The sequence below is a fragment of the Marinobacter sp. ATCH36 genome, assembly GCF_023555055.1.
Classification (GTDB): domain Bacteria; phylum Pseudomonadota; class Gammaproteobacteria; order Pseudomonadales; family Oleiphilaceae; genus Marinobacter.
Map to the genome: position 1 here is coordinate 105,760 of NZ_JAMJPL010000008.1, position 24,880 is coordinate 130,639.

Annotated in this window: 25 protein-coding genes; 11 read left to right on the forward strand and 14 right to left on the reverse strand. The window is 54.5% G+C overall.

Annotated elements, in window-relative coordinates; all coding sequences use genetic code 11:
* Nucleotides 1-139 precede the first annotated feature (139 nt).
* The 9 genes from lpxL to M8010_RS18465 all read left to right on the forward strand — a co-directional run bounded on the left by lpxL (nucleotide 140) and on the right by M8010_RS18465 (nucleotide 8,616).
* Nucleotides 140-1,090, forward strand: a complete 951-nt coding sequence (lpxL, locus tag M8010_RS18425; RefSeq protein WP_250094183.1) for an LpxL/LpxP family Kdo(2)-lipid IV(A) lauroyl/palmitoleoyl acyltransferase — start codon at nucleotides 140-142, stop codon at nucleotides 1,088-1,090.
* A complete protein-coding gene (locus tag M8010_RS18430) occupies nucleotides 1,091-2,026 on the forward strand; it encodes a mitochondrial fission ELM1 family protein (protein ID WP_250094184.1) in 936 nt (311 codons plus the stop codon).
* Nucleotides 2,023-3,135 (forward strand): glycosyltransferase family 4 protein, encoded by a 1,113-nt coding sequence (locus tag M8010_RS18435; RefSeq protein WP_250094185.1) that lies wholly within the window; start codon nucleotides 2,023-2,025, stop codon nucleotides 3,133-3,135. Before M8010_RS18430 ends, M8010_RS18435 begins: the two co-directional genes overlap by 4 nt.
* Nucleotides 3,135-4,178, forward strand: coding sequence for a glycosyltransferase (locus tag M8010_RS18440; RefSeq protein WP_250094186.1), 1,044 nt, complete (start codon nucleotides 3,135-3,137; stop codon nucleotides 4,176-4,178). Before M8010_RS18435 ends, M8010_RS18440 begins: the two co-directional genes overlap by 1 nt.
* On the forward strand, nucleotides 4,171-4,839 hold the full coding sequence (locus tag M8010_RS18445; protein WP_250094187.1) for a YrbL family protein: 669 nt from the start codon (nucleotides 4,171-4,173) through the stop codon (nucleotides 4,837-4,839). The genes M8010_RS18440 and M8010_RS18445 overlap by 8 nt, the downstream gene beginning before the upstream one ends.
* A 91-nt stretch (nucleotides 4,840-4,930) precedes the next feature.
* On the forward strand, nucleotides 4,931-5,839 hold the full coding sequence (locus M8010_RS18450) for a lysophospholipid acyltransferase family protein (protein ID WP_250094262.1): 909 nt from the start codon (nucleotides 4,931-4,933) through the stop codon (nucleotides 5,837-5,839).
* Nucleotides 5,840-5,947: 108 nt separating this feature from the next.
* Entirely contained in the window at nucleotides 5,948-6,778 is an 831-nt protein-coding gene (locus tag M8010_RS18455) for a glycosyltransferase family 2 protein (RefSeq protein ID WP_250094188.1), read from the forward strand.
* Nucleotides 6,775-7,929 carry a glycosyltransferase gene (locus tag M8010_RS18460; RefSeq protein WP_250094189.1) on the forward strand — a complete coding sequence of 385 codons (1,155 nt, stop codon included), beginning with the start codon at nucleotides 6,775-6,777 and terminating at the stop codon, nucleotides 7,927-7,929. The genes M8010_RS18455 and M8010_RS18460 overlap by 4 nt, the downstream gene beginning before the upstream one ends.
* Before the next feature lie 39 nt (nucleotides 7,930-7,968).
* A complete protein-coding gene (locus M8010_RS18465) occupies nucleotides 7,969-8,616 on the forward strand; it encodes a hypothetical protein (protein ID WP_250094190.1) in 648 nt (215 codons plus the stop codon).
* Nucleotides 8,617-8,829: 213 nt separating this feature from the next.
* Here the strand turns inward: M8010_RS18465 and M8010_RS18470 are convergent, their stop codons facing one another.
* Together M8010_RS18470 and M8010_RS18475 are read right to left on the reverse strand one after the other, a co-directional pair.
* Nucleotides 8,830-9,579: a glycosyltransferase family 32 protein gene (locus M8010_RS18470; RefSeq protein ID WP_250094191.1), complete on the reverse strand. Its 750-nt coding sequence runs from the start codon at nucleotides 9,577-9,579 to the stop codon at nucleotides 8,830-8,832.
* Between the two features lie 15 nt (nucleotides 9,580-9,594).
* Nucleotides 9,595-10,863, reverse strand: a complete 1,269-nt coding sequence (locus tag M8010_RS18475; RefSeq protein WP_250094192.1) for an O-antigen ligase family protein — start codon at nucleotides 10,861-10,863, stop codon at nucleotides 9,595-9,597.
* A gap of 195 nt (nucleotides 10,864-11,058) precedes the next feature.
* On the opposite strand from M8010_RS18475, the gene M8010_RS18480 reads away from it, so the two are divergent.
* A complete protein-coding gene (locus tag M8010_RS18480; protein ID WP_250094193.1) occupies nucleotides 11,059-12,033 on the forward strand; it encodes a glycosyltransferase family 2 protein in 975 nt (324 codons plus the stop codon).
* Between the two features lie 65 nt (nucleotides 12,034-12,098).
* Here M8010_RS18480 and M8010_RS18485 read toward each other — a convergent pair whose 3' ends face one another.
* The 9 genes from M8010_RS18485 to M8010_RS18525 all read right to left on the reverse strand — a co-directional run bounded on the left by M8010_RS18485 (nucleotide 12,099) and on the right by M8010_RS18525 (nucleotide 20,789).
* A complete protein-coding gene (locus tag M8010_RS18485) occupies nucleotides 12,099-13,568 on the reverse strand; it encodes a capsular polysaccharide export protein, LipB/KpsS family (protein WP_250094194.1) in 1,470 nt (489 codons plus the stop codon).
* Nucleotides 13,569-13,636: 68 nt separating this feature from the next.
* Complete coding sequence (gene pseI / locus M8010_RS18490; RefSeq protein WP_250094195.1) at nucleotides 13,637-14,692, reverse strand: pseudaminic acid synthase; 1,056 nt, start codon at nucleotides 14,690-14,692, stop codon at nucleotides 13,637-13,639.
* Nucleotides 14,679-15,209: a UDP-4-amino-4,6-dideoxy-N-acetyl-beta-L-altrosamine N-acetyltransferase gene (gene pseH / locus M8010_RS18495; protein WP_349666122.1), complete on the reverse strand. Its 531-nt coding sequence runs from the start codon at nucleotides 15,207-15,209 to the stop codon at nucleotides 14,679-14,681. The genes pseI and pseH overlap by 14 nt, the downstream gene beginning before the upstream one ends.
* Nucleotides 15,202-16,296: a UDP-2,4-diacetamido-2,4,6-trideoxy-beta-L-altropyranose hydrolase gene (gene pseG / locus M8010_RS18500; RefSeq protein ID WP_250094196.1), complete on the reverse strand. Its 1,095-nt coding sequence runs from the start codon at nucleotides 16,294-16,296 to the stop codon at nucleotides 15,202-15,204. Before pseG ends, pseH begins: the two co-directional genes overlap by 8 nt.
* Nucleotides 16,297-16,298: 2 nt before the next feature.
* Complete coding sequence (pseF, locus tag M8010_RS18505) at nucleotides 16,299-17,006, reverse strand: pseudaminic acid cytidylyltransferase (RefSeq protein WP_284048211.1); 708 nt, start codon at nucleotides 17,004-17,006, stop codon at nucleotides 16,299-16,301.
* 5 nt (nucleotides 17,007-17,011) lie between these two features.
* On the reverse strand, nucleotides 17,012-18,178 hold the full coding sequence (gene pseC / locus M8010_RS18510) for a UDP-4-amino-4,6-dideoxy-N-acetyl-beta-L-altrosamine transaminase (protein WP_250094198.1): 1,167 nt from the start codon (nucleotides 18,176-18,178) through the stop codon (nucleotides 17,012-17,014).
* A gap of 2 nt (nucleotides 18,179-18,180) precedes the next feature.
* On the reverse strand, nucleotides 18,181-19,179 hold the full coding sequence (pseB, locus tag M8010_RS18515) for a UDP-N-acetylglucosamine 4,6-dehydratase (inverting) (RefSeq protein ID WP_250094199.1): 999 nt from the start codon (nucleotides 19,177-19,179) through the stop codon (nucleotides 18,181-18,183).
* Between the two features lie 161 nt (nucleotides 19,180-19,340).
* Entirely contained in the window at nucleotides 19,341-20,027 is a 687-nt protein-coding gene (locus M8010_RS18520) for a BUD32 family EKC/KEOPS complex subunit (RefSeq protein ID WP_250094200.1), read from the reverse strand.
* Nucleotides 20,028-20,063: 36 nt separating this feature from the next.
* Nucleotides 20,064-20,789 (reverse strand): 3-deoxy-D-manno-octulosonic acid kinase, encoded by a 726-nt coding sequence (locus tag M8010_RS18525; protein WP_250094201.1) that lies wholly within the window; start codon nucleotides 20,787-20,789, stop codon nucleotides 20,064-20,066.
* Between the two features lie 146 nt (nucleotides 20,790-20,935).
* On the opposite strand from M8010_RS18525, the gene M8010_RS18530 reads away from it, so the two are divergent.
* Nucleotides 20,936-22,000, forward strand: coding sequence for a glycosyltransferase family 9 protein (locus M8010_RS18530; protein WP_250094264.1), 1,065 nt, complete (start codon nucleotides 20,936-20,938; stop codon nucleotides 21,998-22,000).
* A gap of 330 nt (nucleotides 22,001-22,330) precedes the next feature.
* Here the strand turns inward: M8010_RS18530 and M8010_RS18535 are convergent, their stop codons facing one another.
* From M8010_RS18535 to M8010_RS18545, 3 genes are all read right to left on the reverse strand, one after another.
* Nucleotides 22,331-23,365, reverse strand: coding sequence for an IS110 family RNA-guided transposase (locus M8010_RS18535; protein ID WP_250094202.1), 1,035 nt, complete (start codon nucleotides 23,363-23,365; stop codon nucleotides 22,331-22,333).
* A gap of 113 nt (nucleotides 23,366-23,478) precedes the next feature.
* Complete coding sequence (locus M8010_RS18540; protein WP_250094203.1) at nucleotides 23,479-23,883, reverse strand: DUF6165 family protein; 405 nt, start codon at nucleotides 23,881-23,883, stop codon at nucleotides 23,479-23,481.
* A 35-nt stretch (nucleotides 23,884-23,918) separates the two neighbouring features.
* Nucleotides 23,919-24,845: a branched-chain amino acid transaminase gene (locus M8010_RS18545; protein WP_250094204.1), complete on the reverse strand. Its 927-nt coding sequence runs from the start codon at nucleotides 24,843-24,845 to the stop codon at nucleotides 23,919-23,921.
* Between the last annotated feature and the right edge of the window lie 35 nt (nucleotides 24,846-24,880).

Sequence of the window (24,880 nt, forward strand, 5' to 3'; positions counted from 1 at the left end):
ACATAAAGCCGATGTCCGAGTCTGCGTGCACAGAATTCATCCTTTTCCGCAAGTTGCGGAGATTGCTGCTTTAGCGTATGAAAGCCCTCCTGCTAAACTCTGGTTCCTGTTATCGGAATACCATCAGGTTTTGAAACACGTGAAGAAAAGCAAAGAGAAAACCCGCGACACCCGGTACTCCAGTTACCTCCACCCTCGCTGGTGGCCCACCTGGATGGGTATTGCATTGATGTGGCTGGCAGCAAGGCTTCCCCTGAAAATCCAGTGGTGGCTGGGTCAGCGCATTGGTGATCTGGCCTATCGTTTTGCCCATCGCCGGCGCCACATTACCGAAGTGAACTTTCGACTGTGTTTTCCTGAAATGCCTGAGCAGGACCAACAGATCCTGGTGAAAAAATCGTTCCAGGCCAATGGCATCGGCGTGATGGAGATCGGCTTGGCGTGGTTTCGCAATCCCATCTCATTTGTGCCGATCACGAAAGTGCATGGCCTCGAACACGTCGATGCTGCATTGGCCAAAGGCAACGGCATCCTGCTGCTGGGTGGCCACTACAGCACTCTGGACCTCGGCGGCAGCCTGGTAACTGAATACATTGAAGCGGACGTAATGCAACGTGATCACAACAACCCGCTGATGAATGCGGTGATGACCCGCGCCAGGGAACGCCGCTATGGCAGGGTGCTGGACAGCAGAAACCTGCGAGGCCTGCTCAAGCAACTGAAAAGCAACCGCATTGTCTGGTACGCCACGGATCAGGATTACGGCCGCAAGGGCATCGTGTTCGCACCGTTTTTTGGTGTCACGGCAGGTTCCATTACCGCAACCTCGCGCATTGCGGAGCGCAGCGGCTGTGCCGTGTTACCGTTCAGTCATTTCCGCCGGGAGCACGAGCCCGGGTACGACATCTACTTCCATGCCCCGCTGGAAAACTTCCCCTCCGGAGACGACATGGCGGACGCAACCCTGGTGAACCAAACCATTGAAAACGAGATCCGCAAACATCCGGACCAATATCTCTGGATGCACCGGCGCTTCAAGACACGCCCTTCAAAGGATGATCCGGACCTCTACAACAAGGACGTAAACTGAATGGAATCATCAGCGCCGGTCGTTTGGCTGCTCACGGATAACAAACCCGGCCATCGCAACCAGTTGAAAGGACTCGGCAACCGTTTGAGGGTGCTGGCCGGAGCCAGTACGGCCGAAATTGACGCCACGACAATACTGGTTCCTCTTTGGCGTGCTCTGCTGGGCATCGCTCCTACCATGGATGAAAACCTGCGCAAGCCGGACCTGATTATCGCAGCCGGTAGCGGCACCCACCGCATGCTGCTGTCCCTGCGGCGCCGCCGGAAAACCGGAACCGTGGTGCTGATGAAACCGGGATTTCCCATTGGGTGGGTGGATGCCGCCATCATTCCCGAGCACGATGGCGTTGCTCCCGGCAAAAACATTCTGACAACCGAGGGCGTGATCAATGCCGTCACGCCATTGGCGAGAATTACCGACAAGCCCGAAGGCCTGATCCTCATCGGCGGCCCATCGCCCCATTTCGACTGGGACGACGATGTGGTAGTGGGGCAAGTATCACAACTGATGGGGAGCTACCCCAACTGGCGCTGGACCATCAGTGGCTCCCGCCGCACGCCGGAACCCCTGCTGGTAAAACTGCAGGAACTGGCTGGTCCCAAAGTCACGGTTGTGGACCCGTGCCGGACGCACGATAGCTGGCTGCCCCACCAACTTGCCGCATCCCGCGCCGCCTGGGTAACGCCGGACAGCACCTCCATGGTCTGCGAAGCCGCCACTTCCGGTGTTCCGACTGGCCTGTTTGAACTCGCTCCCAAACAAAACAGCCGGGTCGCCCGCGGCATGGCCAGCCTGGTGGGAAATGGGTACGTTGCCCGCTGGAGTGACCATGCCACAGTGATGGCTGGCAAACTGTCGGAAACCCATCAGCTCTGGGAAGCTGACCGGGCCGCGCGATGGCTGATCCAACACTTTCTGAAGGGAGGCAAGCGTTGAGGATTCTGCAGGCTTTACCGGCGCTCTACAGCGGTGGCGTGGAACGGGGCACCGTGGAATTCGCCGCTGACCTGGTCAAACGCGGGCACGAATCCTTTGTGGTATCAAAAGGCGGCCCCATGGCCGAACAGCTTCGCGGGCAGGGTTCGAAGCACATTTTCATGCCGATTCACCGGAAGAATCCGGCCTCTTTCGGGCAAATCCTGCCGATGAGGAAACTGCTGTTGGAGTTAAAGCCGGATATCGTCCATGTCCGTTCCCGCATGCCGGCCTGGATTATCTTCCTGGCCCTGAAAACCATTCCGGAATATCAGCGGCCGGCGATTGTGTCCACTTTTCATGGCATGTATTCCGTCACGCCATACAGCGCCATCATGACTCGGGCCGACCACATCATCGCTGTGTCCGGGTGTGTGAGGGATTATGTTCTGAACAACTATCCGGTGCCGGAAGACAAGCTCACTGTTATCCAGCGTGGTGTGGATGTGGACGCCTTCCGCCAGCGGGAGCTCAGTTCACAATGGCTGGAGCGCTGGCTTCGGCAGTATCCACAACTGGCCCGTCAGAAAATCATCATGATGCCCGGGCGCATTTCACGCTGGAAAGGCCAACTGGATTTCCTGGCCATGATGGCGCAGCTGGTGCAGAAACGGCCGGATTGTCACGGCATCATCGTCGGCGGCGCCGAACCCGGCAAAGAACAATTCCTGGAAGAACTGGAAAAGGAACGTGCCCGTCTGAACCTGACAGACAAGGTGAGCTTTCTCGGCCAGCGCAATGACATGACCACCCTGTACCTTCTGGCCGATGTGGTATGCCACATGTCCACCAAACCGGAGCCCTTCGGGCGCACGGTAACCGAGGCGCTGGCCTCGGGCACACCGGTGGCAGCCTTCGACCGTGGCGGTGCCGCTGAAACGCTGCGGGCCTGTTTCCCCGAGGGCCTGGTCAAGCCCGATGACATAGAGGCGTTTACGCAAACCGCACTGTCCCTGATCGACAAACCCACACCAGAGATTGAGATTCCCTGGCGGTTCCGGCTTCAGGCCCAGACAGAAACCACGCTTCAGGTATACGAAACCCTGTTGGCACAGAGACAGGCCGTCTAATGGATACCCGGAACCGACTAACGATTGCCCTGGTCCTTGCCACCCCGGGCACCGGCTGGGGTGGCATGGAAAAGCACACGGCGGAACTGGCAAAGGCGCTCGCGGATCAGGGCCATTCGGTTCACGCGCTGGCCCATCCCACTTACAGCGAGCGCTTTGGCAAACCTGTATATTTCCATCCGCTGCCTTTCCAGTTAGGCCGGCGCAACCTGTGGCTGCGGTACCGTCTGCGACAAACACTACGCGCTTTCCATCCGGATATTCTCCACGCCCAGGGCAACAAAGCCGCCAGCCTCATCAGCGCCATTCGTCATGGTGCACGGGCGACCGTCGGCACGATTCACGGCACCAAGTCTTCCCATCGGGGTTACGATAAGCTGGATGGTGTCATCAGTGTCAGCCGTGAGATCACCAACTCCATCACACACGTCAATACCCGGTTGATCTATAACGGTGTCCGGCCTCCGGAGAGCGCCCACGGTCCAAACCAGCTCGCCCCGGAATTCTCCATTCCCGATGAGCGCCCACTGCTGATAGCCGCAGGCCGACTGGAACCGGTCAAACAGTTCGACCGGCTGATCCGGGCCTGGGTTCAGGCGGACTGTGACGGCAAGCTGGTGATTCTGGGGAATGGCAGCCAGCGGTCACAGCTGATGGCGCTGATTGGGGAACTGGATGCGGCCGAACGGGTTCTGCTACCCGGCCATGAACCCCACATCCTGCCCTGGCTTCAGGCCGCCACGGCCTGCATTATCAGCTCCAGCCGGGAAGGCTTTCCTTACATCATGGTGGAAGCGCTGATGGCGGGCTGCCCGGTACTGTCAACACCGGTCAGCGGGGTTGGGGACTTCCTGCCAAAGGCTTGTATAGCCGGGTCTGACAGCGTTGAAGACATCGCCACACTGATCGATAGCAATCTGGCCGAGCCAGACTCGCTGGCCACCAGCCAGAGTGAAAGCTTCCGGCAGGCCAGGCAGCAACTCAGTCTGGAGGCAATGGTGGCAAAGACTGTGACTCTGTATCGGGACATGCTCAATGATTGATCTGTCAGAACTCAAGCCTTTCGCCTCCGGCTCGAATCGACACTGTTACCAACACCCGGACGATCCTGCATTGTGTCTCAAAGTCCTGCGCCCTGAGAACATCGAAGCCCGTTATCAGCGCCAGGCCTGGCCCAAAAAGGCGTTGGGCAAGGCCAGAATCGACGACAATCGTCAGGAGCTCAGAGCTTACCGGCAGCATGCCATCAGCAAACTGCTCACAGAAGACCGGGGTTCACTGGTCTGGGCTCACCTGCCCCGTTTTCATGGCGCCGTTCAAACCTCCCTCGGTGCGGCAAACGTGAGCGAATTGATCACTGGCAGCAATGGCTCCCCAGCCGAAACACTCGAACACTATTTGCAGCGACAGGGGTTCGATCTTCCGGCTCAGAACGCCGTGGAGCGATTCTGCGACTGGCTCCGTCAAACCGGCATACTGACCCGGAACCTTCTACCCCACAACCTGGTCATTGCAGAGCGCAACGGGCAACCAGAGTTGTTCCTGGTGGACGGGCTTGGTGCCCCCGCCATACCGGACAAACTGGCCGCCATACTGGCGTGGCGACGGCGTTACATCAGCCGTCGGATAAAACGTTTCTACCTGCGGATTGACTGGGAAACCGGTAATCGCAACGAAAGCTGGGAAACGTCTCAGAAGCTATGAACCAACCGACTGTCGGTTACCAACCTTGCCGCACAGGCCGGATGGTGGTAGCTTCCGCAATTCCTGTTTGCTGTTGATTGTCCCCCGGATTATGGCCCTTTCCAAAGCAACATTTCTGATCACCACCCTCCGGCTTGCCGGCAAGCTGCCCCTGCGTGGTGCGCAGCTAATTGGCCGTTTCCTTGGCATGATCAGTTGGGTCTTCAAAACACAGTCTCGCACGGTCACCGACATTAACCTCAAGATCTGCTTTCCCGAACTAAACGACGAACAGCATCAACGCATGGTCCGCTCCAGCCTCAGGCATACTGGCCAGACCATGATGGAAATTCCGCTGATGTGGGAATGGCCAGTGGAAAAGTGCCTGGGACTGATTCGTGAAATTGAGGGCGAGGAGCTTCTGGACGAGGCTAAAAAAGATGGCAGGGGCCTGTTACTGCTCGCACCTCACCTGGGCAACTGGGAGCTCACAGGGCTGTATTTTTCCTCCCGTTACCGCATGGCAGCGCTCTATAGCCCACCCCAGATAGTGGAATTTGAAGACTACATGATACGGGTTCGCGGCCGAATAGGCTCGGAACTGGTTCGTGGCGACCGTCGCGGATTGGCAAGGCTTATTACCCTGCTGAGAGAAGGCGAAGTCGCCGGCATCCTCCCCGACCAGAGCCCACGCGGAAAAGGTAACGCCTACGCTCCGTTTTTTGGCATGGAAGTACGTACCATGACGCTGGTGTCGAAGCTGCTGCAAAAGTCCGGCGCAAAGCCCCTGATGACCTACTCCGAACGGCTTAAAGATGGCCAGGGCTTTCGGTTGGTCATCCGCGAGTGCGAGCCGGGCATTGCTAACCCTGACCCGGTGATCGCCACTACAGCACTGAACAAATCCATCGAAGATCTGGTGCGCGAAGTGCCGGAGCAGTACCAGTGGGAGTACAAGCGCTTCCGCCATCGCCCGACCGGCCTGCCCCACCCATACAGACCGGGGCGGGTGTGTAAGTAAATCCCGCGGTGACAGCCGGTGCCCGCCGTGGCCTAAAACTGTATAATCCGCGTACCGAATCAGTCTTGACGACTGTCTGTTTTCCCTGAAAAAGACCGGGCCGGATTCATGTCCCCAAAGCGCATTGGTGTTGTGATCACCACCTACAATTCCCCGTTATGGCTGAGCAAGGTGCTAACGGGCTATGAAAACCAGACCGACAAGAATTTCCGGACGATCATCGCCGATGACGGCTCCACCGGGGAAACCCGCGCGCTGATCGATCAGTTCCGTGACCGTGGCATCCTGAATATTGACCACGTTTGGCATGAAGATGACGGTTTCCGTAAATGCCAGATTCTCAACAAGGCCATTGGCGAGACCGACTGCGACTACCTGATCTTCACAGACGGCGACTGCATCCCCGAGCCGGACTTCATCGCCACCCATCGCAGGCTGGCAGAGCCCGGGCACTTCCTGTCGGGCGGTTACATCAAACTCACCATGCCGGTCTCCGAAGCCATCTCCGACGACGATATCGGCAGCGGCGTCATTTTTGATCCGCAATGGCTCGTCAGCAAGGGTCAACCGAACAATCACAAGCTCTGGAAGCTGTCCCGTTCCTCACTGAAAAAGAAACTGCTCAATGCCATCACGCCCGCCGCGGCAAGCTGGAACGGCATGAACAGCTCCACCTGGACCAAGGACCTGATCGCCGTGAACGGCTTCAACGAAGACATGCAATACGGCGGCCTGGACAGGGAACTGGGCGAGCGCCTTTGGAACTACGGCCATAAATCAAAGCAGATCCGCTACAGCACTGTGTGCCTGCACCTGGATCATGCCCGCGGCTATTCCAAACCGGAAATCTGGGCGAAGAACAAGGCGATCCGCAAGGCCGTGAAGGACAACCGGACCTTCTGGGCAGAAAACGGAATCGACAAGAGCCCAGCTCAATGAGAACACTGGTCGTCATCCACAGCCTCAAGATGGGCGGCATGGAGCGGGTTGCCGTTAACCTGGCAGACGCCTTTGCCGATGAAGGCCACGAGAGCCACCTGCTGTCCTGTCGCAGCCGCCCCAATGATCTCAGCCCTGCCAACCAAGCGGTGCAGTTGCATCATTTTGACCAGTTCCAGGCACTGATGAAATCCGTCATCGGTATTCCCGTGTTCCTGTTATCTCGGCTGTTGCTGGGTGTGTTACTGCCCAGATCCCACTTCATGTGGGTAGGATGGCTCAGCGGCTGGTTGCTGAAGCGGCACATCCGCTCGATCGAAAACCGCTTCGGGCGTTTCGACCGCATTATTTTTCGGGGGCTCGGAACCTACAAGTATTTCTGGTCATTCCGGGACGACCGCAACATCTACGTTCTTGAAAACGTTATCCACTACGACCGACCCATGTGGCAGAAAAAACTGGAATGGAAACTGGTGTTTGATAACCGGAACCTGGCCTGCGTATCCTCCGGCGTTCTCGAGTCTGCGGAAGAGGCCTTTGCCAAAGGCGACATTCAGCCCAAAAGCTTGCGGGTTATCACCAACCCCTGCCCGGTGGAGCAGATTGACGCACTGGCGCAAGAGGCAGACCCCGACATCCCTGCCGAACCCTACATTCTGAACGTTGCCCGCCTGGTGCCTCAGAAAGGTCACGAACTGCTTCTGGAAGCTTACGCAAAATCCGGACTTCGCCATAAACTCGTGATCGTTGGCGAGGGCCCGCTTAAAGATAAGCTTGAAGAGAAAGCCAGATCCCTGGGCATCGCCGACCGCGTGTATTTTGCCGGCAAGCGCAAGAACCCTTACCCCTGGATGAAACACGCCGATCTGTTTGTGCTGGCTTCGGAATACGAAGGCCTTGGCATTGTGCTGACCGAAGCCCTGGCCTGCGGCACACCGATCATGGCGGTAGAAAGCCGCGGCGGTGTAAAAGACGTGTTCAGAGGCGAGCTCGAAGCGTTCCTGGCGCCACGCACGGTGGATGGCCTGGCCGAAGGCCTCTCGTCAGTTGTCGCCCGACTGCCGGTCGCCGTTAAACCGGAGTGGCTTGCGGCGTTCAGGTCCGGAACAGTAGTAGATGCGTTTCTGGCGGATCCCCCTTATTCAGCTTGAGCGCGTCTGGATTTAAGACCAATGGGGGGGGGAATGGCAATGAGCATCACCGAAAAAAAGCGATTTCAGCAGATTCGTCGTAACTGGAACAGCAGGCTCAGAGCACTGCGAATCGATGGGAAAAATCGAAAACAATACGGTGAGACTGCGCCGAAATTTGCTGAACTGCTATGGGTCCCAACCTCTTTTATAAACTACAGCGTGAAAGCCGGAAGCTCTAAGGACAGCGCCCGGATCGTTCAGGACTGGCCAGACCAGCAAGTCGTCCCTGTGAGAAAATTACCGTCGATCAAGGCCTGCCTCGCTCATTGGCAAGGCGGGTTGTCATGGGAGGAAACCGGGATTTATAAGCAAATGCTCGATACAATTGAGGAGAAAGGCAAAGTGGATCGCCTGAAAAATCTCGATGATATCAAGGAGCGTTACAAGAGCGTTGACAGACTTTACGATCAAGTCGCATCCACCGGAAGACTTCGCGCGCGATCCGAACTCATCCCTGGCAACTTCAGAGAGGAAGGCGGGATCCTCATACACATCGGCCCAGGTGGCACTCCATTCTTTGGAAAAAAAGGGCACCACCGCCTGGCAATTGCACTGGCGCTAGAGCTTGAATACATACCTGCGCAGCTAGGGGTGGTTCATGCTTCCGCTATTGATCACCTTGGGGTTTTCCGTGGAGAGAAATAGCATCCTGAAAAATGCTGTCACAACCGTCAGGTGGTTACGCTCAAACTCATTCTTTGTCGGTGCTTAATCGTTTTTGCAATCGGTGGCCGGAATTCATGGCCATCATCCGACACTGCTACGACCACGACTTGATGCGCCATGCGGCGATCACCGGCCTCAGCGCTTGAGAGTAGTGTTGGCTTAGCGGGGCACAGCTAGCCTCTCAAAAAAGCCTTAAACGCCTTCCTTCGCAGATCGAACCAACTGCTCAAGCCTTTTTGTTGTGTCGGCAATGAGTCTCGTTGGATCCATTTCTGTCATTTCGTTATAAGTCGACTTTGTTCCCGCAAAAAGTTCGCAAGAATAGATAGGGCCTCCACCAGTGTATACACTTCCTGAATGATGGATCGGCAGAAAGAAATGACTCGGCAGTATTGTCATGTTCCTTTGTGTGGCCTCGAAAACGGCTCTTGTAAAGGGAACTGGCCCGGTGGTCTGCCAGACTTTTCTCTTTTTAAATCTGAGTTTTTTCCAAACAAAATGTTTTGTAATGTCACCAATGTCATGCAGGGCTGTAATAACAGATCTGATCACGTCATGCCCTGGGACCGACCCCACATAGCCGTTTGCAACTAAGCCTGGACGAACATGCTCGTTTTCCCAGACCGCAAATAAATCGCATTCAAACAACCAGTCAGGAAGCCTTTGCAGGCAAACCGAGTCCGCATCAAGCGCAAACCCACCTTCGTTTAAAAGTATTTCCCAGCGCATAAGGTCTGCCACACCTGCAAAACCCCTTTTTTGGTGGCACACAAGGTCCATTTGCCGACGGTTAAGCCATTGGCCATCTTTCCACTCTTTGTTGCCCCACACCATTATTTCGAAATCGGGATGCTGCTGCCTCCAAGTTTCAATATAAGCATCGGGGCGCAGGGATTCATCACCAACCCAAATAAAATGTAGTTTCTTGGGGATTCGGCTCATAACAGTCCAACTCACTTACCGGTAGACAGAGAGAGAGATGCTCAGCTTTCTGGAGCCATTCCTGAATACTGTTGAAAAGTATTGACCTGTTCCAGGATGAGCCAAAATAAGAAGAGCAGGTACCCAGAAACAAAACCAATAGTGATGCAAGGGTGACAGGGCTACGCCACCATCAAACATGAGGGCAAAACTACCAGCAACCATTGGCAGGATGATATACGCATCATTGCTCTTCTCGTCGCTCCTGAACATCTTCATCAACAAACCAGGTAGCCAGAGTAGAGCCCAAAGAGCCAGCCCCACCAAGCCGAGATTGTAGGTTACAGACAGTGCCATATTATGGGGATGGCGAAACTCGCCCAAAACGTTGCCGGTGCCATCAAAAACCACTACGGGAACAACCGTGTTGGTTATGCCGTGACCAATAATCGGTGCATCCAAAATTCTGTCCAACGTCGACATCCATATTTCTGGCCTCCAGGAAAAGCCACGACTCGTTATCATCTCAGGAAATAATGCGAAGACTGCCCCCCCAACTAACACAAGCCCGCCAACCACTGACAACCAGAAACGGTTACGATACAGCAGCAGGCAAGTTAGCACAGTGGCAAAGAGGGCGACTTGGGCAGTACGTCTTTCCAATGCAACCAGATAGACAACTAAAACCAGCAATGCTGCAAGCCCCAAATAGCGATTTAGCAGCTTTTTCTCGACAATTAGGAGGCCCACCAACATAGCAGTCTGAGGGACAATTATGAGCGTCGCGAGCATCGCATTGAGGGGATCCACGCCGAGTTCATTTAAGCGAGATTCTGCAATGCCCTGATAAAGAACCGTTGAAAATGGCTTCCCGAAGACCCCATAGAAAATGAACAGATGCCAAAGGCTTATAATGGCGGTAAAACAGCACGCGAGAAACAACCCACGGCGCAGTAAGGATTCGTCATTGGAAAGGTACAAGTAGCTGAAAAACATAAACAACGAAAATACTTGCAATGCCCCCCTGAAAGCCTTGGAGCTGTCTGGATTATCGGCCCACAGTAGCGAAGACAGGCTAAACAGGATGTAAAGCAGCAAGAGCGCCATTGAACACAGAAATTCACGGTTAGCCAGCCCCTTTCTCAGAAACAGGGGAACAAGGATCAACAACGTCGGCAAACTAAGGAGTGCGTCAAAAAGATTCAAGCCGCTTCCGGTTGAAGGCTGCCACAGCAACACTGTGAACATGAGTATAAGGCTGACGGAAACCCAGGCCGCAAAAAACGAATTGCTATTTCCACTCATGCATTTACCACTACGTCCAAACCGTAGACCCTTTCCAGTTTAATTATTTGCCTCAGCGAGGATCAGCTAGATCGCAATTTTGCAGCAAATTGCTTCTCAGGTCGACCATCTAAAGCGTAACGCAATGAAGATCACCTGAGTCTATCAACATTAAAATGTTCGCAGCCTTCTCACGACTGCTGGCTCGCCGAATAAATGGTAGACTCTATCCGCCGCAGGTTTGAATCTATCATCAAAGGATTGAGCGCAATCCCTATGCCAACCCAATTCACCGTCATAATCACCACCAAGAACCGACCAGGGTATTTAAGAGAAGCTATAGATTCGGTCCTCCAACAAAAGAGCTCTCACCAGGGAAAAATAGTCATTGTTGATGATGGTAGTGACGTACCAGTTTTCCAGCAGGTTGAAGACTGCTATCAAGATCGCTGTAAGATTTTGCGGAATGACGAAAGTGTTGGGGTGTCAGCAGCTCGTAACCAAGGTATCCAGGCGACAGATACAGATTGGCTTATCTTTCTCGATGATGATGACTGGTTGGCTGAAGACTTTCTCGTAAAAATGGCCGAAACAACAGAAGCCATTCCACCACCTGATTTTATTTGGCCCTCCAGAACAATGGTTTATGAAGACCAGGGGGTGCGAGTACGCAAGCGCGCATCCGTTCCCTTCGTCCCGACAACGAAAAGTCCCGATGAGGTTCTAGCCGGACTTTTTGACGCAACGTCCTCCGGCATGGCCTTCAAGCGCTCATGTCTTCTCCAAGTGGGAGGATTCGATGAAGGCCTTACCGTGTCAGAGGACAGGGATCTGATCTTCAAACTGCTGGCAATGGACTACTGCGCCAGACCAGAGGAGGCTGCCGTGCTGTTTTTTCGGATCCACGGAGGGCCGAGACTCAGCCAGGATGAAAAGAGAGAGAGCCAGGCAGAAGCGGATCTGACAGTCCTTTCCAGACACAAACAGTTTTTGGGCGGCCACCCCATACTGGCAGACAGATTTATGGGGCGTGTCGCGAAGCGCCTGTGGGAAAACAGATTTTACAAAGAGGCTATAGCTGTTACTAACCTTCAGTGCCACATTGCTCCCTTCTCGCTTCGGGCCAGAAAGCGCCAGATAGGATGGCACTTATTGGCCTTCTTCAGGGTCGGTAAAAGCCTTGGTTCCTGATGCGACTGCGAAGAACGTATTTACTGCCCATAAAACTTTGAGCGCAGGCTTCGGCACAGATAATTTTAGAGGTCCATCTCATCTGCCAGCGCCATCAACGCAATGTTCATCGTGTCAGGAGTCACCAACTCAGATCTGATCCCATCGGAATGCGATGCCTGCTCGGTTATGACCGCACAAGCCTCGATCACAGATGAGTCTTTCAGCTCGGCGGAGGCTAAAGCAATCTTTTTTTCCAGCGTGATATCCCTTGATTGACTATCGTAGAGATCAACAACTCCCGGATAACCCCGGTAGGCCGCATCTCCCAGAACAATCGCGACACATCCCCGGCACAGCGCCTCGAACCCAACCGTACCTGTAAGTGTAGCCACCGCTTGCGCTTGGTCGATCAGATCAAAAGACGAGTGCGACTCATCCAGCATGTAGGTCTTCGGCATGCTCGCCACCAAGGTATAAAAATCCGGGTGGCGAAAAGGACGTTTACTTTTGAGCAAAAACATCGATGGATGTTCTTTGACCAAAAGTGCGCAGTCATCCGGTAGCTGGCTCCTGAGCGCGGATATCGCATTGATTTGCGATGCATACCGGCCGCCCTCAGGAATGGACGTTCGCTCTGGCTGGAAATGAAGGAACAGGCAGACGAATTTGCCATCCGGTATGGCGGCGATGGCGTATTTTTTGAGCGCGCGTCGTAGTTTCGAGGCTCGATAGCGGTCCAACATCTTGCTCAGTTCGCGATCAAAATTTGAGGCGGACGTTCGGTTTTTGGGTGTGCCCCGAGGCACCAGCCGGGCTTTCAACTTCTGCGCACGCAAAGCCAGACTTTTCCCCCCTCCGCTCTTCTGCTGCTTCATATACTGAGGCTCGGCCAACGAATAGTTGTTTCGCTTGGCCAAGATGTAGTCGTGGCCAGCCGATGACAGATTCCTCCCCTGAATCACCACCTGTTTCTGGTGAGGGAGATTGCGGTCGGGATAGTAACTCAGTATGCGGTAGCCAAGACTTGGCTCAGGACGAATTTTTTTCAGGAACACGCGCCACGGCAGTTCAGTCTGACAGACCACATAAACAGGCACTCCCAGTGAACTTGCGTGTAGAAACGTCAGCCACGCCTCCAGATCGTGTGGGGTAGAGCTAAAGACTATATAGTCCGGATTCGCAGCATGCAGCACATCAGCCGTGCGCAACAAACTTTCCTGCAAATAAGGCAAATAGTTAAAGCAACTGCGAAAGGGGTCGATTTTTGCAGTGCCATTGAAATAGCGCAGTCGTTCCAGAATAAAAAACGTGTGAGCATTGCCAAGGGCCAGATCGAGGGAGGCCTCGATGTCTTTGTAGTCGGAACCCCCAACTCGCTCAGCAAAAGGGGACTTGATGTACTCCGTCGAATAAAACTCGCAGGCAACACCCACTGAAAAATTGAGATCAGACTCCTCCCGGGAGACAATTACGGGATAGCTCTCAACAAATCTCTTGGAGATCAGCGGCGCATTTTCATGATTCGTTACGAAGAATAAGCCTCGGTTCGACATAATGGTTCCTAACTTTCGAACTGGGGAGCACAGGAAGGCGAGTTGAAAATCACCGGTGAGACGCCGATTCAGTCAGTGAGCTTTTCGAACGCAACTGGCGAATTTTTCTCTATATCCACAGCGGCTTTTCGTCCAATAACCTGTTTCAGAAATTTCGGCGACACTCCGTACCCCGGCCGAACGCTGCGAACAGCATCTGAGTTGATAACTGTACCCGCGGGGATATCTTTTACAAAATACAAGGACCGCCTGAACTGGGCATTCCCCTGCTCGCTGGACTTTCTTCCGTAATCGACGCTACCCAGGCAGGACCAAACGGCGCGTGCATCTCTGCATAAGTTTGCGAGTTCCTGGGGCTCCAATGAAAAGCTATCATCCGGCCCGCCACCTTCACGATCGAGTGTAAAATGTTTTTCGATCAGGGACGCGCCGAGGGCGACACTGGCAATAGCTGTTGTGTTGTCAACCGTGTGATCCGAAAGCCCTGTCACCAGCCCGAACCGGTTAATCATGTCAGGAATTGTCAGCAGGTTGTAATCCTCAGCAGGTGCCGGATATCCGCTCACACAATGCAGTATGGCAACGCTCTGACATCCGGCGGCCTTCGCGGTCGCCACAGCCTCCTCAATTTCTTCAGCATTGGCCATTCCGGTAGAAATAATCATGGGCTTTCCAGTCCGGGCCACATAGTCTATCAAAGGCAGATCAACGGCTTCGAACGACGCTATCTTGTATGCAGGCGCGCCCAGGTTTTCCAGAAGGTCGACAGCCGTGGCATCAAAAGGTGAGCTGAAAATCGTAATATCAAGTTCACGTGCCCGTTCAAATAGCGGCCCATGCCACTCCCAGGGCATATGAGCCTCCTGATATAACTCAAACAGGGTCCGCCCATCCCAAAGACCGCCCTTAATCTGAAAGTCTTTGCCATCAGAATCAAGTGTGATGGTGTCCGGCCGGTATGTCTGAAGCTTTACAGCATCCGCACCCGCTTTTTTCGCCTCTTCCAGAATCTTCAGCGCCGTCTCAAGTTTGCCGTTATGGTTCGCCGAAAGTTCAGCAATAATATAGGGAGGCTCATCGCGGGCGATTCGCCTGCCGGCAATCGTAATTTCAGGTATTTTCATGGTTTTTAACAGTTTCGTTAGGTAGCCAGTCAGCTTTTAACAGTCCGAAGCATAGTACATCGTGATAGCGCTGTCCGTCGAAATGCTGCTCACGCAGACGCCCTTCCTCCCGGAAGCCCAGAGAGCGATGGAACGCAATAGAACGCTCGTTGAATGCCAGGGCCTGACCACAAAGTTTGTGCAAAGAAAGGTCCTGGAACCCGTGCCGGATAACGGACTCACCCAGACCTCGACCGGAGCCACGCGGTGCGTTCGGGTCAAGGTAAAAGCCCCAGTCAGCAACGCCCTCACTGTGAACCATCTTTAAGCTAGCAAAGCCGACCGCCACATTTTCGATTTCATAAATAAGCAGCTTAACCGAACTGCTCGCCTGAGCCTGCCTAAACCATGACAGGTGCTCATCCCAAAGAATTTCGTGAGTCGTAAACATGAATCGCCTGACCTCGGGATGGTTGCGCCATTGCCACACACGCTCCAAATCCGACGCTTGCATATTACGAAGATATGACTCAACCACCGCTCGCCTCCTGCAGATGGTCTGCTACTCTGGCGGCCCCGTCCCCATCACACAAGGCCATTGACGATTCTGTAAAGGCGGCACGTTGATCCGAGAGCATGAAAAGGCTCTCGCAAAGTTGTGCGGAGATACAGTCAGGGTTAAAAATGCAAAGGGCCGCGCCATGCTCCGCAAGTGCTGTCGCAACCGGCTTCTGGTTTTCGGCGATCACCAGCAACAAGGTCGGCAATCCAAGACAGCAGCGCTCCCAGGATGTTGCGCCCGCCGCGCCTATCGCCAGGTCTGAGCTTGCCATCACTTCTGCCATATTGGATATGCCCGTCAGAAGTTCCGCCTTCAGGTCCAACTGCCTGACTTGAACTTCGACGGATTCCAGACATGGAGAATTTGCACCCATAACGACACTGATATCGAAAACTTCAGCGCCAGGGCAGCGCGATAGGGCTTCGAGAACCTGGCCAGTCACGTTATTCTGATCGACACCGCCAAGGTTAATCAGCAGGCGATGACCGTTCGCCTTCAGCCTTCGTTGGATACTGTAATTGCGCCACTCACTGAACTCTCGCCTCAGCAGCGCAAATCGGGGTCCGCACAATACCGTCACACTCGCTGGAACCAGCCTTGAGTAAGCATCACAATTTCTGCCAAAATTCTGATCCAACAGAAGCTCACAGTGATGCTCCCTGTCCGCAAGATCGTCAATGGCCATGACCCTTAAACAGCAATTTCGGGCCCGGTCTTCCCAATGCCGGTCAATCCCGTAATGATCAACAATGATCCAGTCAGGATTACGACCTTGCAGCGCCTCGACAAAGTCATCCGCGTCACGATCCTGACCGCCCACTAACCAGTGAGCGTGATCAAGCCCTGAATCCATGTGGCCCGCACCATCGTTGGTGAGCCGTGGCATCAGCAACAACTCATGCCCGCGCTCCAACACAACCTGTGAATGGTCTCCCGGCTGACAGCGAACAATGAATAAACACTGATTGCCTCGCCTCGCAAGCTCGTCAGCAAGGGTCAGGCAGCGCATCAGATGCCCTGAACCAATCTCAAACGATGCATCCGCCCGAAATGCAATCAACACGGTCAGCGAGCATCCGGCTGTGCATTAAGCGCTCTGAACATATACTCAGCTCTTACCCAGTCTTCTTCTGAATCAATGTCCTGAACTCTGTACCGCTGCAACAAAACCGGCAGTGATTGTGGAGAGAATATCGGACGCTGCTGAGCCCATGCTTCAGCCCTGCCCCAGTAAAACTGACCGGCGTCGTGCCATGCTTCCTCCAGATCCTGGGAACGGGTCTGGAAGTACTCTGGCCAGAACATCTCGACCCGGCCCCCAGGGGTCATTCTGAGGGAGCGCTGTATAGGATAAGGATAAGTGGTCACTGAAAACGCAAAGTCACCGTCCGAGTTCACAAGCATTTCGTACCCGCGCGCAATATCGATCGATCTCACAAAGGGGGCTGTGGCATAGATGCAGCAGACCATGGCCTTGGCATCCTGCTCCAGATCAATCAGAGCATTCACTGCATGCGCCATCACCGGAAGCGTGCCTGTCAAGTCGCCCGAGAGGTTAGAAGGGCGTATAAACGGAACTTCGGCACCATACTGATCAGCGATTCCCGCAATTTCTCTGCTGTCTGTCGAGACCACGACCCTATCGAAGCAGCCGCTTTGCAACGCCGCTTCCACTGACCAGGCAATCATAGGCTTTCCGCAGAATTCACGGATATTCTTACGTGGAATCCTCTTACTACCACCCCTCGCAGGAATAACGGCAACGCGGCTCAGGCGGCTCACGCCAACTCTCCAAAGGCACCCTTGACTGCTGCAACTACCGCATCCTGCTGTTCCTCGGCCATGCCATGAAACATGGGTAAGCTGATCGCTTCAGAGTAATATGCCATGGCTTCGGGAAAATCCTGTGCCTCAAATCCCATAGCCTTGTAATAAGGCTGAGTGTGCACCGGAATATAGTGCAGGTTAACGCCGACACCATTGCTACGGAGATACTCGAAAAACGCTCTGTGGCTGACGTCCAGGCCCGCTAACTGTAACCGAACAACATAAAGGTGAAGCCCGGAGTAACTATCAGGGTGTTGCCAGGGAGTAATCACCGGCAAGTCGGCCAGCAACTGATCGTAGCGTCCTGCAAGTTGATGGCGACGGGCAACGAAGTGATCCAGGCGCTGCATCTGGCTCACTCCCAGCGCAGCCTGGAGCTCCGTCATGCGATAATTGAAACCCAGTTCGACCTGTTGGTAATACCAGGGACCATCCGGCTCCTGTGTCATCAGGCTGGTATCGCGGGTAATACCGTGATTGCGGAACAGGTCCATTTTCCGGGCCAGTTCATCATCATTCGTGACGGCCACACCACCCTCAGCAGTGGTCACAATTTTTACTGGATGAAAGCTAAATACAGTAACATCGCTGTATCGACCGTTCCCGATGAATTCACCCCGGTATTTGCCGCCAATCGCGTGAGAAGCATCCTCAATAACCTTGAACCCATATTCATCAGCGAGGGCAGCAATGGCTTTCATATCGCAAGGCTGCCCACTCAGGTGAACAGCCACAACAATTTTCGGAAGCCGGTTTTCAGTTCTTGCTACCTCCAGTTTTTTCCTGAGCGCTACCGGGCAAAGATTATAGGTTCTGGAATCAATATCGACGAAGTCCACACAAGCCCCGCAATAAAGACCACAGTTGGCGGAAGCCACAAAAGTAACCGGGCTTGTCCACAACCAGTCTCCATTCCCGAGCCCAAGCGCCAGGCAGGCGATATGTAACGCAGAAGTGGCACTGTTGACTGCAAGGCCGTGTCGAGCACCGACGTGCTCGGCAACCATCCTCTCAAACTCCGGAACCTTTGGCCCTTGCGTCAGGAAATCCGATCTCAAAACCTCAATAACGGCATCAATGTCGGATTCGGTAATTTCTTGTCGACCGTATGGAATCATCGTCAGATCTTGCCAATTTCACGATAGTGTTCATCAATCCAGGATTTCAAAGCGTCATTGCTCATCCACTCGTCATTATTATCACTGGAATAGATGAAGCCTTCCTTTACACGCTTGCCATCCTTGATTCGATTGACGTCCTGATCCCAGTTATTAATGGCGGGCAGAATCTTGAAATGCTCGGAGTACTCGTAAGTGTAGTAAGCATCTTCAGGTCCAATCATCTGTTCATGCAGCTTCTCGCCGGGGCGGATACCAACTACTTCCTGTTTCGCATCTGGAGCGACAACCCGGGCAAGGTCGGTTACCTTCATGGAGGGGATTTTTTTCACATAGATCTCGCCACCTTCCATGTCTTCAAACGCATGCCATACAAGCTCCACGCCCTGCTCTAGAGAAATCATGAAGCGGGTCATTCTGGAATCTGTAATTGGCAGGATGCCTTTATCACGAATCGACATAAAAAACGGAATAACCGAGCCACGGGACCCCATCACATTGCCGTAGCGGACCACTGAAAAACGTGTCTCATGGCTTCCAGAATAGGAATTACCTGCCACAAATAGCTTGTCTGACGCCAACTTCGTTGCCCCATAGAGGTTTATAGGGCTACTGGCTTTGTCAGTGGAAAGCGCAACAACTCCCTTTACACCCTTATCAATGGCCGCATCAATCAAATGCATTGCGCCATTGATGTTGGTTTTAACGCACTCAAACGGGTTGTACTCCGCCGTCGGGACTATCTTGGTCGCTGCGGCATGGACAACATAATCAACTCCGTCAAGAGCCCGGTAAAGCCGGTCTCTGTCACGCACATCGCCAATAAAGAAACGGAGTCGGTCATCACCTTCGAATAGTTTGGCCATTTCCCACTGTTTCATCTCATCCCGAGAGAAGATGATGATTTTTTTTGGATTAAATTTTTCCAGCGTCATTGGCACGAACCTATGGCCAAAAGATCCGGTGCCACCCGTTACCAATATGGTTTTCCCGTCGAACATCGCTTAAAAGCCTCAATGATATTTACCTACCCTTCTCTGAGGCAGGTAGTTACGAGTAGCCTACTAGGGCTTTTCAAATAAGTATATTGTTTGAGCTGCCGCAGTGTGATGGAAGCGCCGCCAAACGCTCAAAAGCAGAGAACCATCCTCCTGCTTCCCAGTTAATCAAACTTTCTTTCCGGAGTAATATTCCGACTAGCCCGTTTTGACTCCAGCATTTTCTTCCAGCCCTGAACACTGGTCCAGAATGCGCCACTGTCCCACTTTGAACCGTCTTCCACAAAGGCCATGTCAAGGTAAGCTGTCAAAAGGATTTCAACCATTTCCTCGTCCGGCAATCGAGCCGCAACGTTGGCGAGGTTGGAGGTGGCAACGCCTATTGAAAGCATGCCGTGATGAACACGGATGTCGTCTTCATCAACCATGGATAACTGACTGTCTTCACCCATCAGAAAATTGGTCAGGTTGCCATCCGGCTGCTCAATGCCCCGTTTATGGATATCTGCCATAGCCCGACCCAATATACGAATAATGTCGATCTGCCTCGAACGTGACGGTTCAGCCATCAACACGGCCCTGAGCGGACGGTATCCTTCCAGAAATGCCGTGCCATAGCCAAAGCACCTCGCAGAAGCCACCCAACCCGCAAACACAATAGGCGGCACTGGCCCACCCGCTCGCCGTATCTTTTTACCCCGGCGCAGCGCCCGTATCCAGTGAACAAGCCCGAACAGCGGCTTCCGATAACATTTGATGGCCGCCGGCTGTCCATTCACCAGCCCCCGGTAGGTAATCCGGGTTCTGCGGGTATTGGAGTGGAGCTCTTCCTGGAGTTCAACGGTGGTCATTAAGGAGTATCAGGCCTGGTCAGGAAAGTGAGAGTTTTAGTGGCGATTGTAGGCCTGCAGCAATTGCTGCCAGAGAGTCTCTCGCTGGGCGGGCGGGATCTGTGGGCACCGCTTGTTGACGGAACGGTGAAGCCGCTCCAGGTTGCGCTGCTTCCATGCTGGGTCTGCTTCATTGTTGCTCTCGGGGACCAGTTTGCAGCGGTCAAAGTCGATCAGATAAATCTGATCGTCAGTAACCAGTATGTTGTCGCAATTCAAATCCACGTGATCCAGCCCGTTGTCGTGAAAACGGCGAATCACCTGCCCTAACTGCGCCCAGAGCGACCCGTCGCTCACGCGAGTGCTATCGGAAAACGTTACAGCACCTGGTATCCGCTTAACCAGTATAGCCGCCTGATACCAGAACAGCCGGTATCTCCAGGCTATGGCGGCAACTGCCTCAGGCACAGGGAGGTCGCGGGACCGAAGCTGGCTCAGCAAGCGGAACTCCGCCAGCGATCTGGCCTGGTCAAAACCGGTGAACAGATAGGTCTTTTCCGCCAACCGCGCCATCAGGCCGCCTCGCCTGTAATGACGAAGTACCATGCCGGATGGTTCGGAATCGATAAACCAGGCGCCCCCACGGCCTCCGGAGGTAACCGGTTTTGCCTTGTCTCCCCAGAAATCCGGGGAGAACCACAACTCGGTTACACCTTCATACTCCGGAGATACCAGGAGTTCTGGTTTTCCGAAGCCTGGCTGATTGCCCGCTGCCAATGTCAAAAGATCGCTACCCTCACCCCGGCAATCCATGGTTTGCCGGGTAAAGACGTTAAAAGCCCATTAGGCTAGAATGACGCACAGTTTACCAACGAGCCCCGCCCGGCTCCACATCCTGCAGTTAAAGATTGGAAACGGACCGTAACTTGATCAACTCCATCTGCATATTGCGTCTATCCGCCATTGGCGACGTTACCCATGTCATTCCTGTGGTTTTGAGCCTTCAGGAACAGCTGCCCAGTGTGAAAATTACCTGGGTGATTGGCAAAATTGAAGCCAAATTAGTCGGCGACTTGCCTGGCGTCGAGTTTGTTATTTTTGACAAGAAGGCCGGCCGAAAGGGCTACGCCGACTTGCGCAGCACTCTGAAAGGCCGAAAGTTTGATGCCCTGCTGCAGATGCAGGTGGCTTTCCGGGCCAACCTGGCGGCAGCGATGATTCCGGCAAAAGTGAAGGTCGGCTATGACAAGGCCCGCAGCAAAGACCTGCACAGCCTGTTTATCAACCGCCGGATTGCGCCGGCACCGCAACAGCATGTCCGGGATTGCCTGGCGAGTTTTCTGGAGCCGCTGGGGTTGAAGCCGGCCGCACCAAAATGGGTCATTCCTCTTACCGAGGCAGACCATGAGTTTGCCCGCAGTCAACTGGCCACAGACAGAAAAAACCTGGTGATCAGCCCCTGTGCCAGCCACACCCTTCGCAATTGGCCAGCCGAGCGTTATGCCCAATTGGCGGATCATGCCATTCGTACCCATGGAATGAAGGTTATTCTGGTGGGTAGTCCCGCACCTTTCGAGGCGGAATTCTGCTCAGCTATTGAAAGTGCCATGGAAGAGCCGGTTCATAACATTTGTGGCAAGGATACGCTAAAACAACTAACTGCCTTGCTGGGCGCGGCAGATCTCGCCGTAGCACCCGATACCGGGCCTGCGCACATTGCCAGCGCGATGGGGACCGATGTGCTGGGCATCTATGCCGCCAGTAATCCTTACCGTTCCGGGCCTTATAATTCGCTGCAATGGTGTGTGAATCGTTATCCGGAGGCGTTGGAGCGATTCACGGGCAAATCCGTTGAGGAGGCTCGTTGGGGGGCCAAGGCGGAGTTTGAGGGGGCTATGGAGTTGGTGACGGTGGAGGATGTTACCGGAATGCTGGATCGGTGGGTTGAGGTTAAGGGGAAAGCTGAAACCAAAGCGGCGCCGGATCTGGGGTGATCTGGCGCCGCTTTGGTTGTCGGATTACGCTTTGCTAATCCGTATATGGTCTCCTCCCCGTTTGCAAGGTCTCAGTGCTCGATGTCAGGGACAGGTTTGCGTCCGTATATCCGGCCTGTTTAACAAGGCGGCTTTGTCGCCTCTGGCCTTGATGGAAAGATCCGCGCCTACCGTCCTTATCGACCTAACGGCCTCTCGGGCCCTCGGATTAATCAGGTTTTCGGCAGGCCGGTCTGACCTGTTATGCCATCAATCGCTGCGACCCTCGCAACCTGAGGGAAGGTGATCTTCTTACTCGTTTACTTCGTGTCGTTTGTCTATTTCATTCACTCATCCAGCCAGCTGTTGCTCCGGTGGCTGGTAATGTTCGCCTCGGGCGATGATCACCCAGGCAATGCGAACCAATTTATTGGCCAATGCCACCGTGGCTTTGTTGAAGCCCCGCTCAGCCTTCAGCCGCTGGACCCATCGGCTTAGCCGGTCGGTCTTCCTGTCAGCCCGGGCAGCCACCGATCGGGCTCCGTGGACCAGCTGGGCACGCACGTACGGGTCGCCTCGCTTGCTGATCCCCAGCAGTACGTCTTTGCCACCCGTGCTGTTTTGACGGGGAACCAGTCCCAACGCCGCTGCGGCGTCTCTGCCTCTGCGGAACTGGCGGCCATCGCCCATCCAGCCCTTCAGCAGGCTGGCGACCACCTCGCCAACGCCCGGTATCGCTTGCAGGCGCTGACAGGTCTCGTCCTGTTTAGCCATCCGCTGCACTTGCTGGTCGTACCAGGCCAGTTCCTTCTCTACCGCCAGAAAATGTTCATATTGGCGATTCAGTAACTCTCGGGCCCGGTCCGTCAACCCATTGTCGGCGTCCCCCAGAGCGAGCGGTAGCTCCCGGCGTAAAGCCGCTATTCCCTGAGGAATGATCACACCGTACTCGGCCAACAGCCCCCGCAACTGATTGCTGATCCGGGTCCGATCCTTGCTCATTCCCTGGCGCAGCTTGTGCAGCATCTGTTCATCCTGCTGCTCAACACTCTTGACCGGCACCGGGCGGATCCGCCCGTGCTCGCTTGCCTCCGCGATGGCCTGCGCGTCGTTGTAGTCGTTCTTCTGCCCTCGCAGATACCCCTTGACGTGCTGTGGCGGTAAAAGCTCAACCTGGTGTCCCAGATCCCGGATCTGACGAGCCCAGTAGTGGGAACTGCCACACGCCTCCAGGGCGACCGTGCAAGGCTCCAACCGTACCAGCTGCTCCAACAATTGCTTGCGGCGCACTTTGCGCTTCCAGCCGCACTGACCTCTCGGGCCAAGCCCGTAAAGGGCAAAGGTGTTCTTTGCGAGGTCAATGCCGATCGTTGTAAGCTTGGACATGGTCTCCTCCCACTCTGTTCTGATAGGAAAATTCTCCTTCCCTATCCTGGCGCATTGCGACGCCGATTAGGAGGGGAGGAGACCATCACATCGACCTACGGTTTGTAGTGCGGTTACTTACGGGCGGTGTAATCCTGGTAGGACTTTTCTTCTACGAAGCGGGAACCGAGGGCCAGGTTGACTTCTTTTTTGATGGCGGCGCGTTTGTCGTTGGTGACATAGACCGCGCGGGCCAGTTCTATGAACTTCGGGCCGAAGTCCTGGGCGGCTTCCTGGTCGCGGATGTCGTCTTCGATTACCCAGAGTGCTTCGTTGACGGCTTTCAGCTGCTTGCGCAGATCGGCAATCGCGGCCTGGTCAGGAACGGCTTCGTTCCAGGTGGCGCTCAGCTCGTCCAGTTCAAGACGAACGTTTTTCACCTTCGCCGGGTCGGCTATCCTTTCGGATTTGATTTCCAGGATGGTGATCTTGTCCAGTACTTCGCCGAAGGAGACGGGCACTTTGATGACGTCTGCCATTTGCTCTTCCTGCAGTCGAGTGTGTGAAAACCCTGTTAGCCTTTTACCGGCGTCAACCAGTTCGAATGCGCTGCGCTCTTGCCTTTCACGGCATCGAAATACATGCCTTGCAGCTTCTCGGTCAGCGGGCCACGTTTGCCGGCGCCGATCACACGGCCATCCAGTTCACGAATCGGCAGCACTTCCGCAGCGGTGCCGGTGAAGAAGGCTTCCTCCGCGATATAGACTTCGTCGCGGGTTATGCGGCGCTCTTTTACCGGAACATCCAGCTCCTTACAGAAATCCAGGATGGTCTGGCGGGTAATGCCTTCCAGGCAGGAAGTCAGTTCCGGTGTGTGCAACACGCCGTCCCGGTAGATAAAGATATTCTCGCCAGAACCCTCGGCAACATAGCCTTCGTTGTCCAGCAACAGCGCTTCTTCACAACCACTGGCGATAGCCTCGTTCAGGGCCAGCATGGAGTTGATGTAGTTGCCGTTGGCTTTCGCCTTACACATGGTGATGTTGACGTGGTGGCGAGTATAGGAAGAGGTGCGCACCTTGATGCCCAGCTCTTTTGCCTCAGGCGACATGTAAGACGGCCAGCTCCAGGCTGCGACCATCACGTGAACCTTCAGGTTATCGGCACGCAGGCCCATGCCCTCGGAGCCATAGAACACCATCGGGCGCAGGTAGGCTTCGTCCAGGTTATTCTCGCGAACGGCGGCACACTGCGCGGCATTCAGTTCATCTTTGCTGAACGGCATCTTCATGTTCAGGATATGAGCGGAGCGGAAGAGGCGGTTGGTGTGATCTTCCAGGCGAAAAATGGCTGGGCCGTTAGCGGTGCTATAGGCACGTACACCCTCAAAGCAACCCAGACCATAATGCAGGGTATGGGTCAGAACGTGGGTTTTGGCGTCCCGCCAGGGAACCATTTCGCCATCCATCCAGATGACGCCATCGCGATCAGCCATCGACATTGTTTCTGCTCCTAAAGCGCTCTTTATCGGAAAAC

Bases quoted from the DNA above. Each gene is read 5' to 3' on its own strand.
- M8010_RS18455 (WP_250094188.1), top strand. From the start codon at position 5,948: ATGTCCCCAAAGCGCATTGGTGTTGTGATCACCACCTACAATTCCCCG.
- M8010_RS18480 (WP_250094193.1), top strand. From the start codon at position 11,059: ATGGTAGACTCTATCCGCCGCAGGTTTGAATCTATCATCAAAGGATTG.
- M8010_RS18430 (WP_250094184.1), top strand. From the start codon at position 1,091: ATGGAATCATCAGCGCCGGTCGTTTGGCTGCTCACGGATAACAAACCC.
- pseC (WP_250094198.1), bottom strand. From the start codon at position 18,178: ATGATTCCATACGGTCGACAAGAAATTACCGAATCCGACATTGATGCC.
- M8010_RS18470 (WP_250094191.1), bottom strand. From the start codon at position 9,579: ATGAGCCGAATCCCCAAGAAACTACATTTTATTTGGGTTGGTGATGAA.
- pseI (WP_250094195.1), bottom strand. From the start codon at position 14,692: ATGAAAATACCTGAAATTACGATTGCCGGCAGGCGAATCGCCCGCGAT.
- M8010_RS18485 (WP_250094194.1), bottom strand. From the start codon at position 13,568: ATGTCGAACCGAGGCTTATTCTTCGTAACGAATCATGAAAATGCGCCG.
- M8010_RS18450 (WP_250094262.1), top strand. From the start codon at position 4,931: ATGGCCCTTTCCAAAGCAACATTTCTGATCACCACCCTCCGGCTTGCC.
- M8010_RS18540 (WP_250094203.1), bottom strand. From the start codon at position 23,883: ATGGCAGACGTCATCAAAGTGCCCGTCTCCTTCGGCGAAGTACTGGAC.
- M8010_RS18440 (WP_250094186.1), top strand. From the start codon at position 3,135: ATGGATACCCGGAACCGACTAACGATTGCCCTGGTCCTTGCCACCCCG.
- M8010_RS18445 (WP_250094187.1), top strand. From the start codon at position 4,171: ATGATTGATCTGTCAGAACTCAAGCCTTTCGCCTCCGGCTCGAATCGA.
- M8010_RS18460 (WP_250094189.1), top strand. From the start codon at position 6,775: ATGAGAACACTGGTCGTCATCCACAGCCTCAAGATGGGCGGCATGGAG.
- M8010_RS18465 (WP_250094190.1), top strand. From the start codon at position 7,969: ATGAGCATCACCGAAAAAAAGCGATTTCAGCAGATTCGTCGTAACTGG.
- M8010_RS18520 (WP_250094200.1), bottom strand. From the start codon at position 20,027: ATGACCACCGTTGAACTCCAGGAAGAGCTCCACTCCAATACCCGCAGA.
- pseB (WP_250094199.1), bottom strand. From the start codon at position 19,179: ATGTTCGACGGGAAAACCATATTGGTAACGGGTGGCACCGGATCTTTT.
- M8010_RS18475 (WP_250094192.1), bottom strand. From the start codon at position 10,863: ATGAGTGGAAATAGCAATTCGTTTTTTGCGGCCTGGGTTTCCGTCAGC.
- M8010_RS18535 (WP_250094202.1), bottom strand. From the start codon at position 23,365: ATGTCCAAGCTTACAACGATCGGCATTGACCTCGCAAAGAACACCTTT.
- M8010_RS18545 (WP_250094204.1), bottom strand. From the start codon at position 24,845: ATGTCGATGGCTGATCGCGATGGCGTCATCTGGATGGATGGCGAAATG.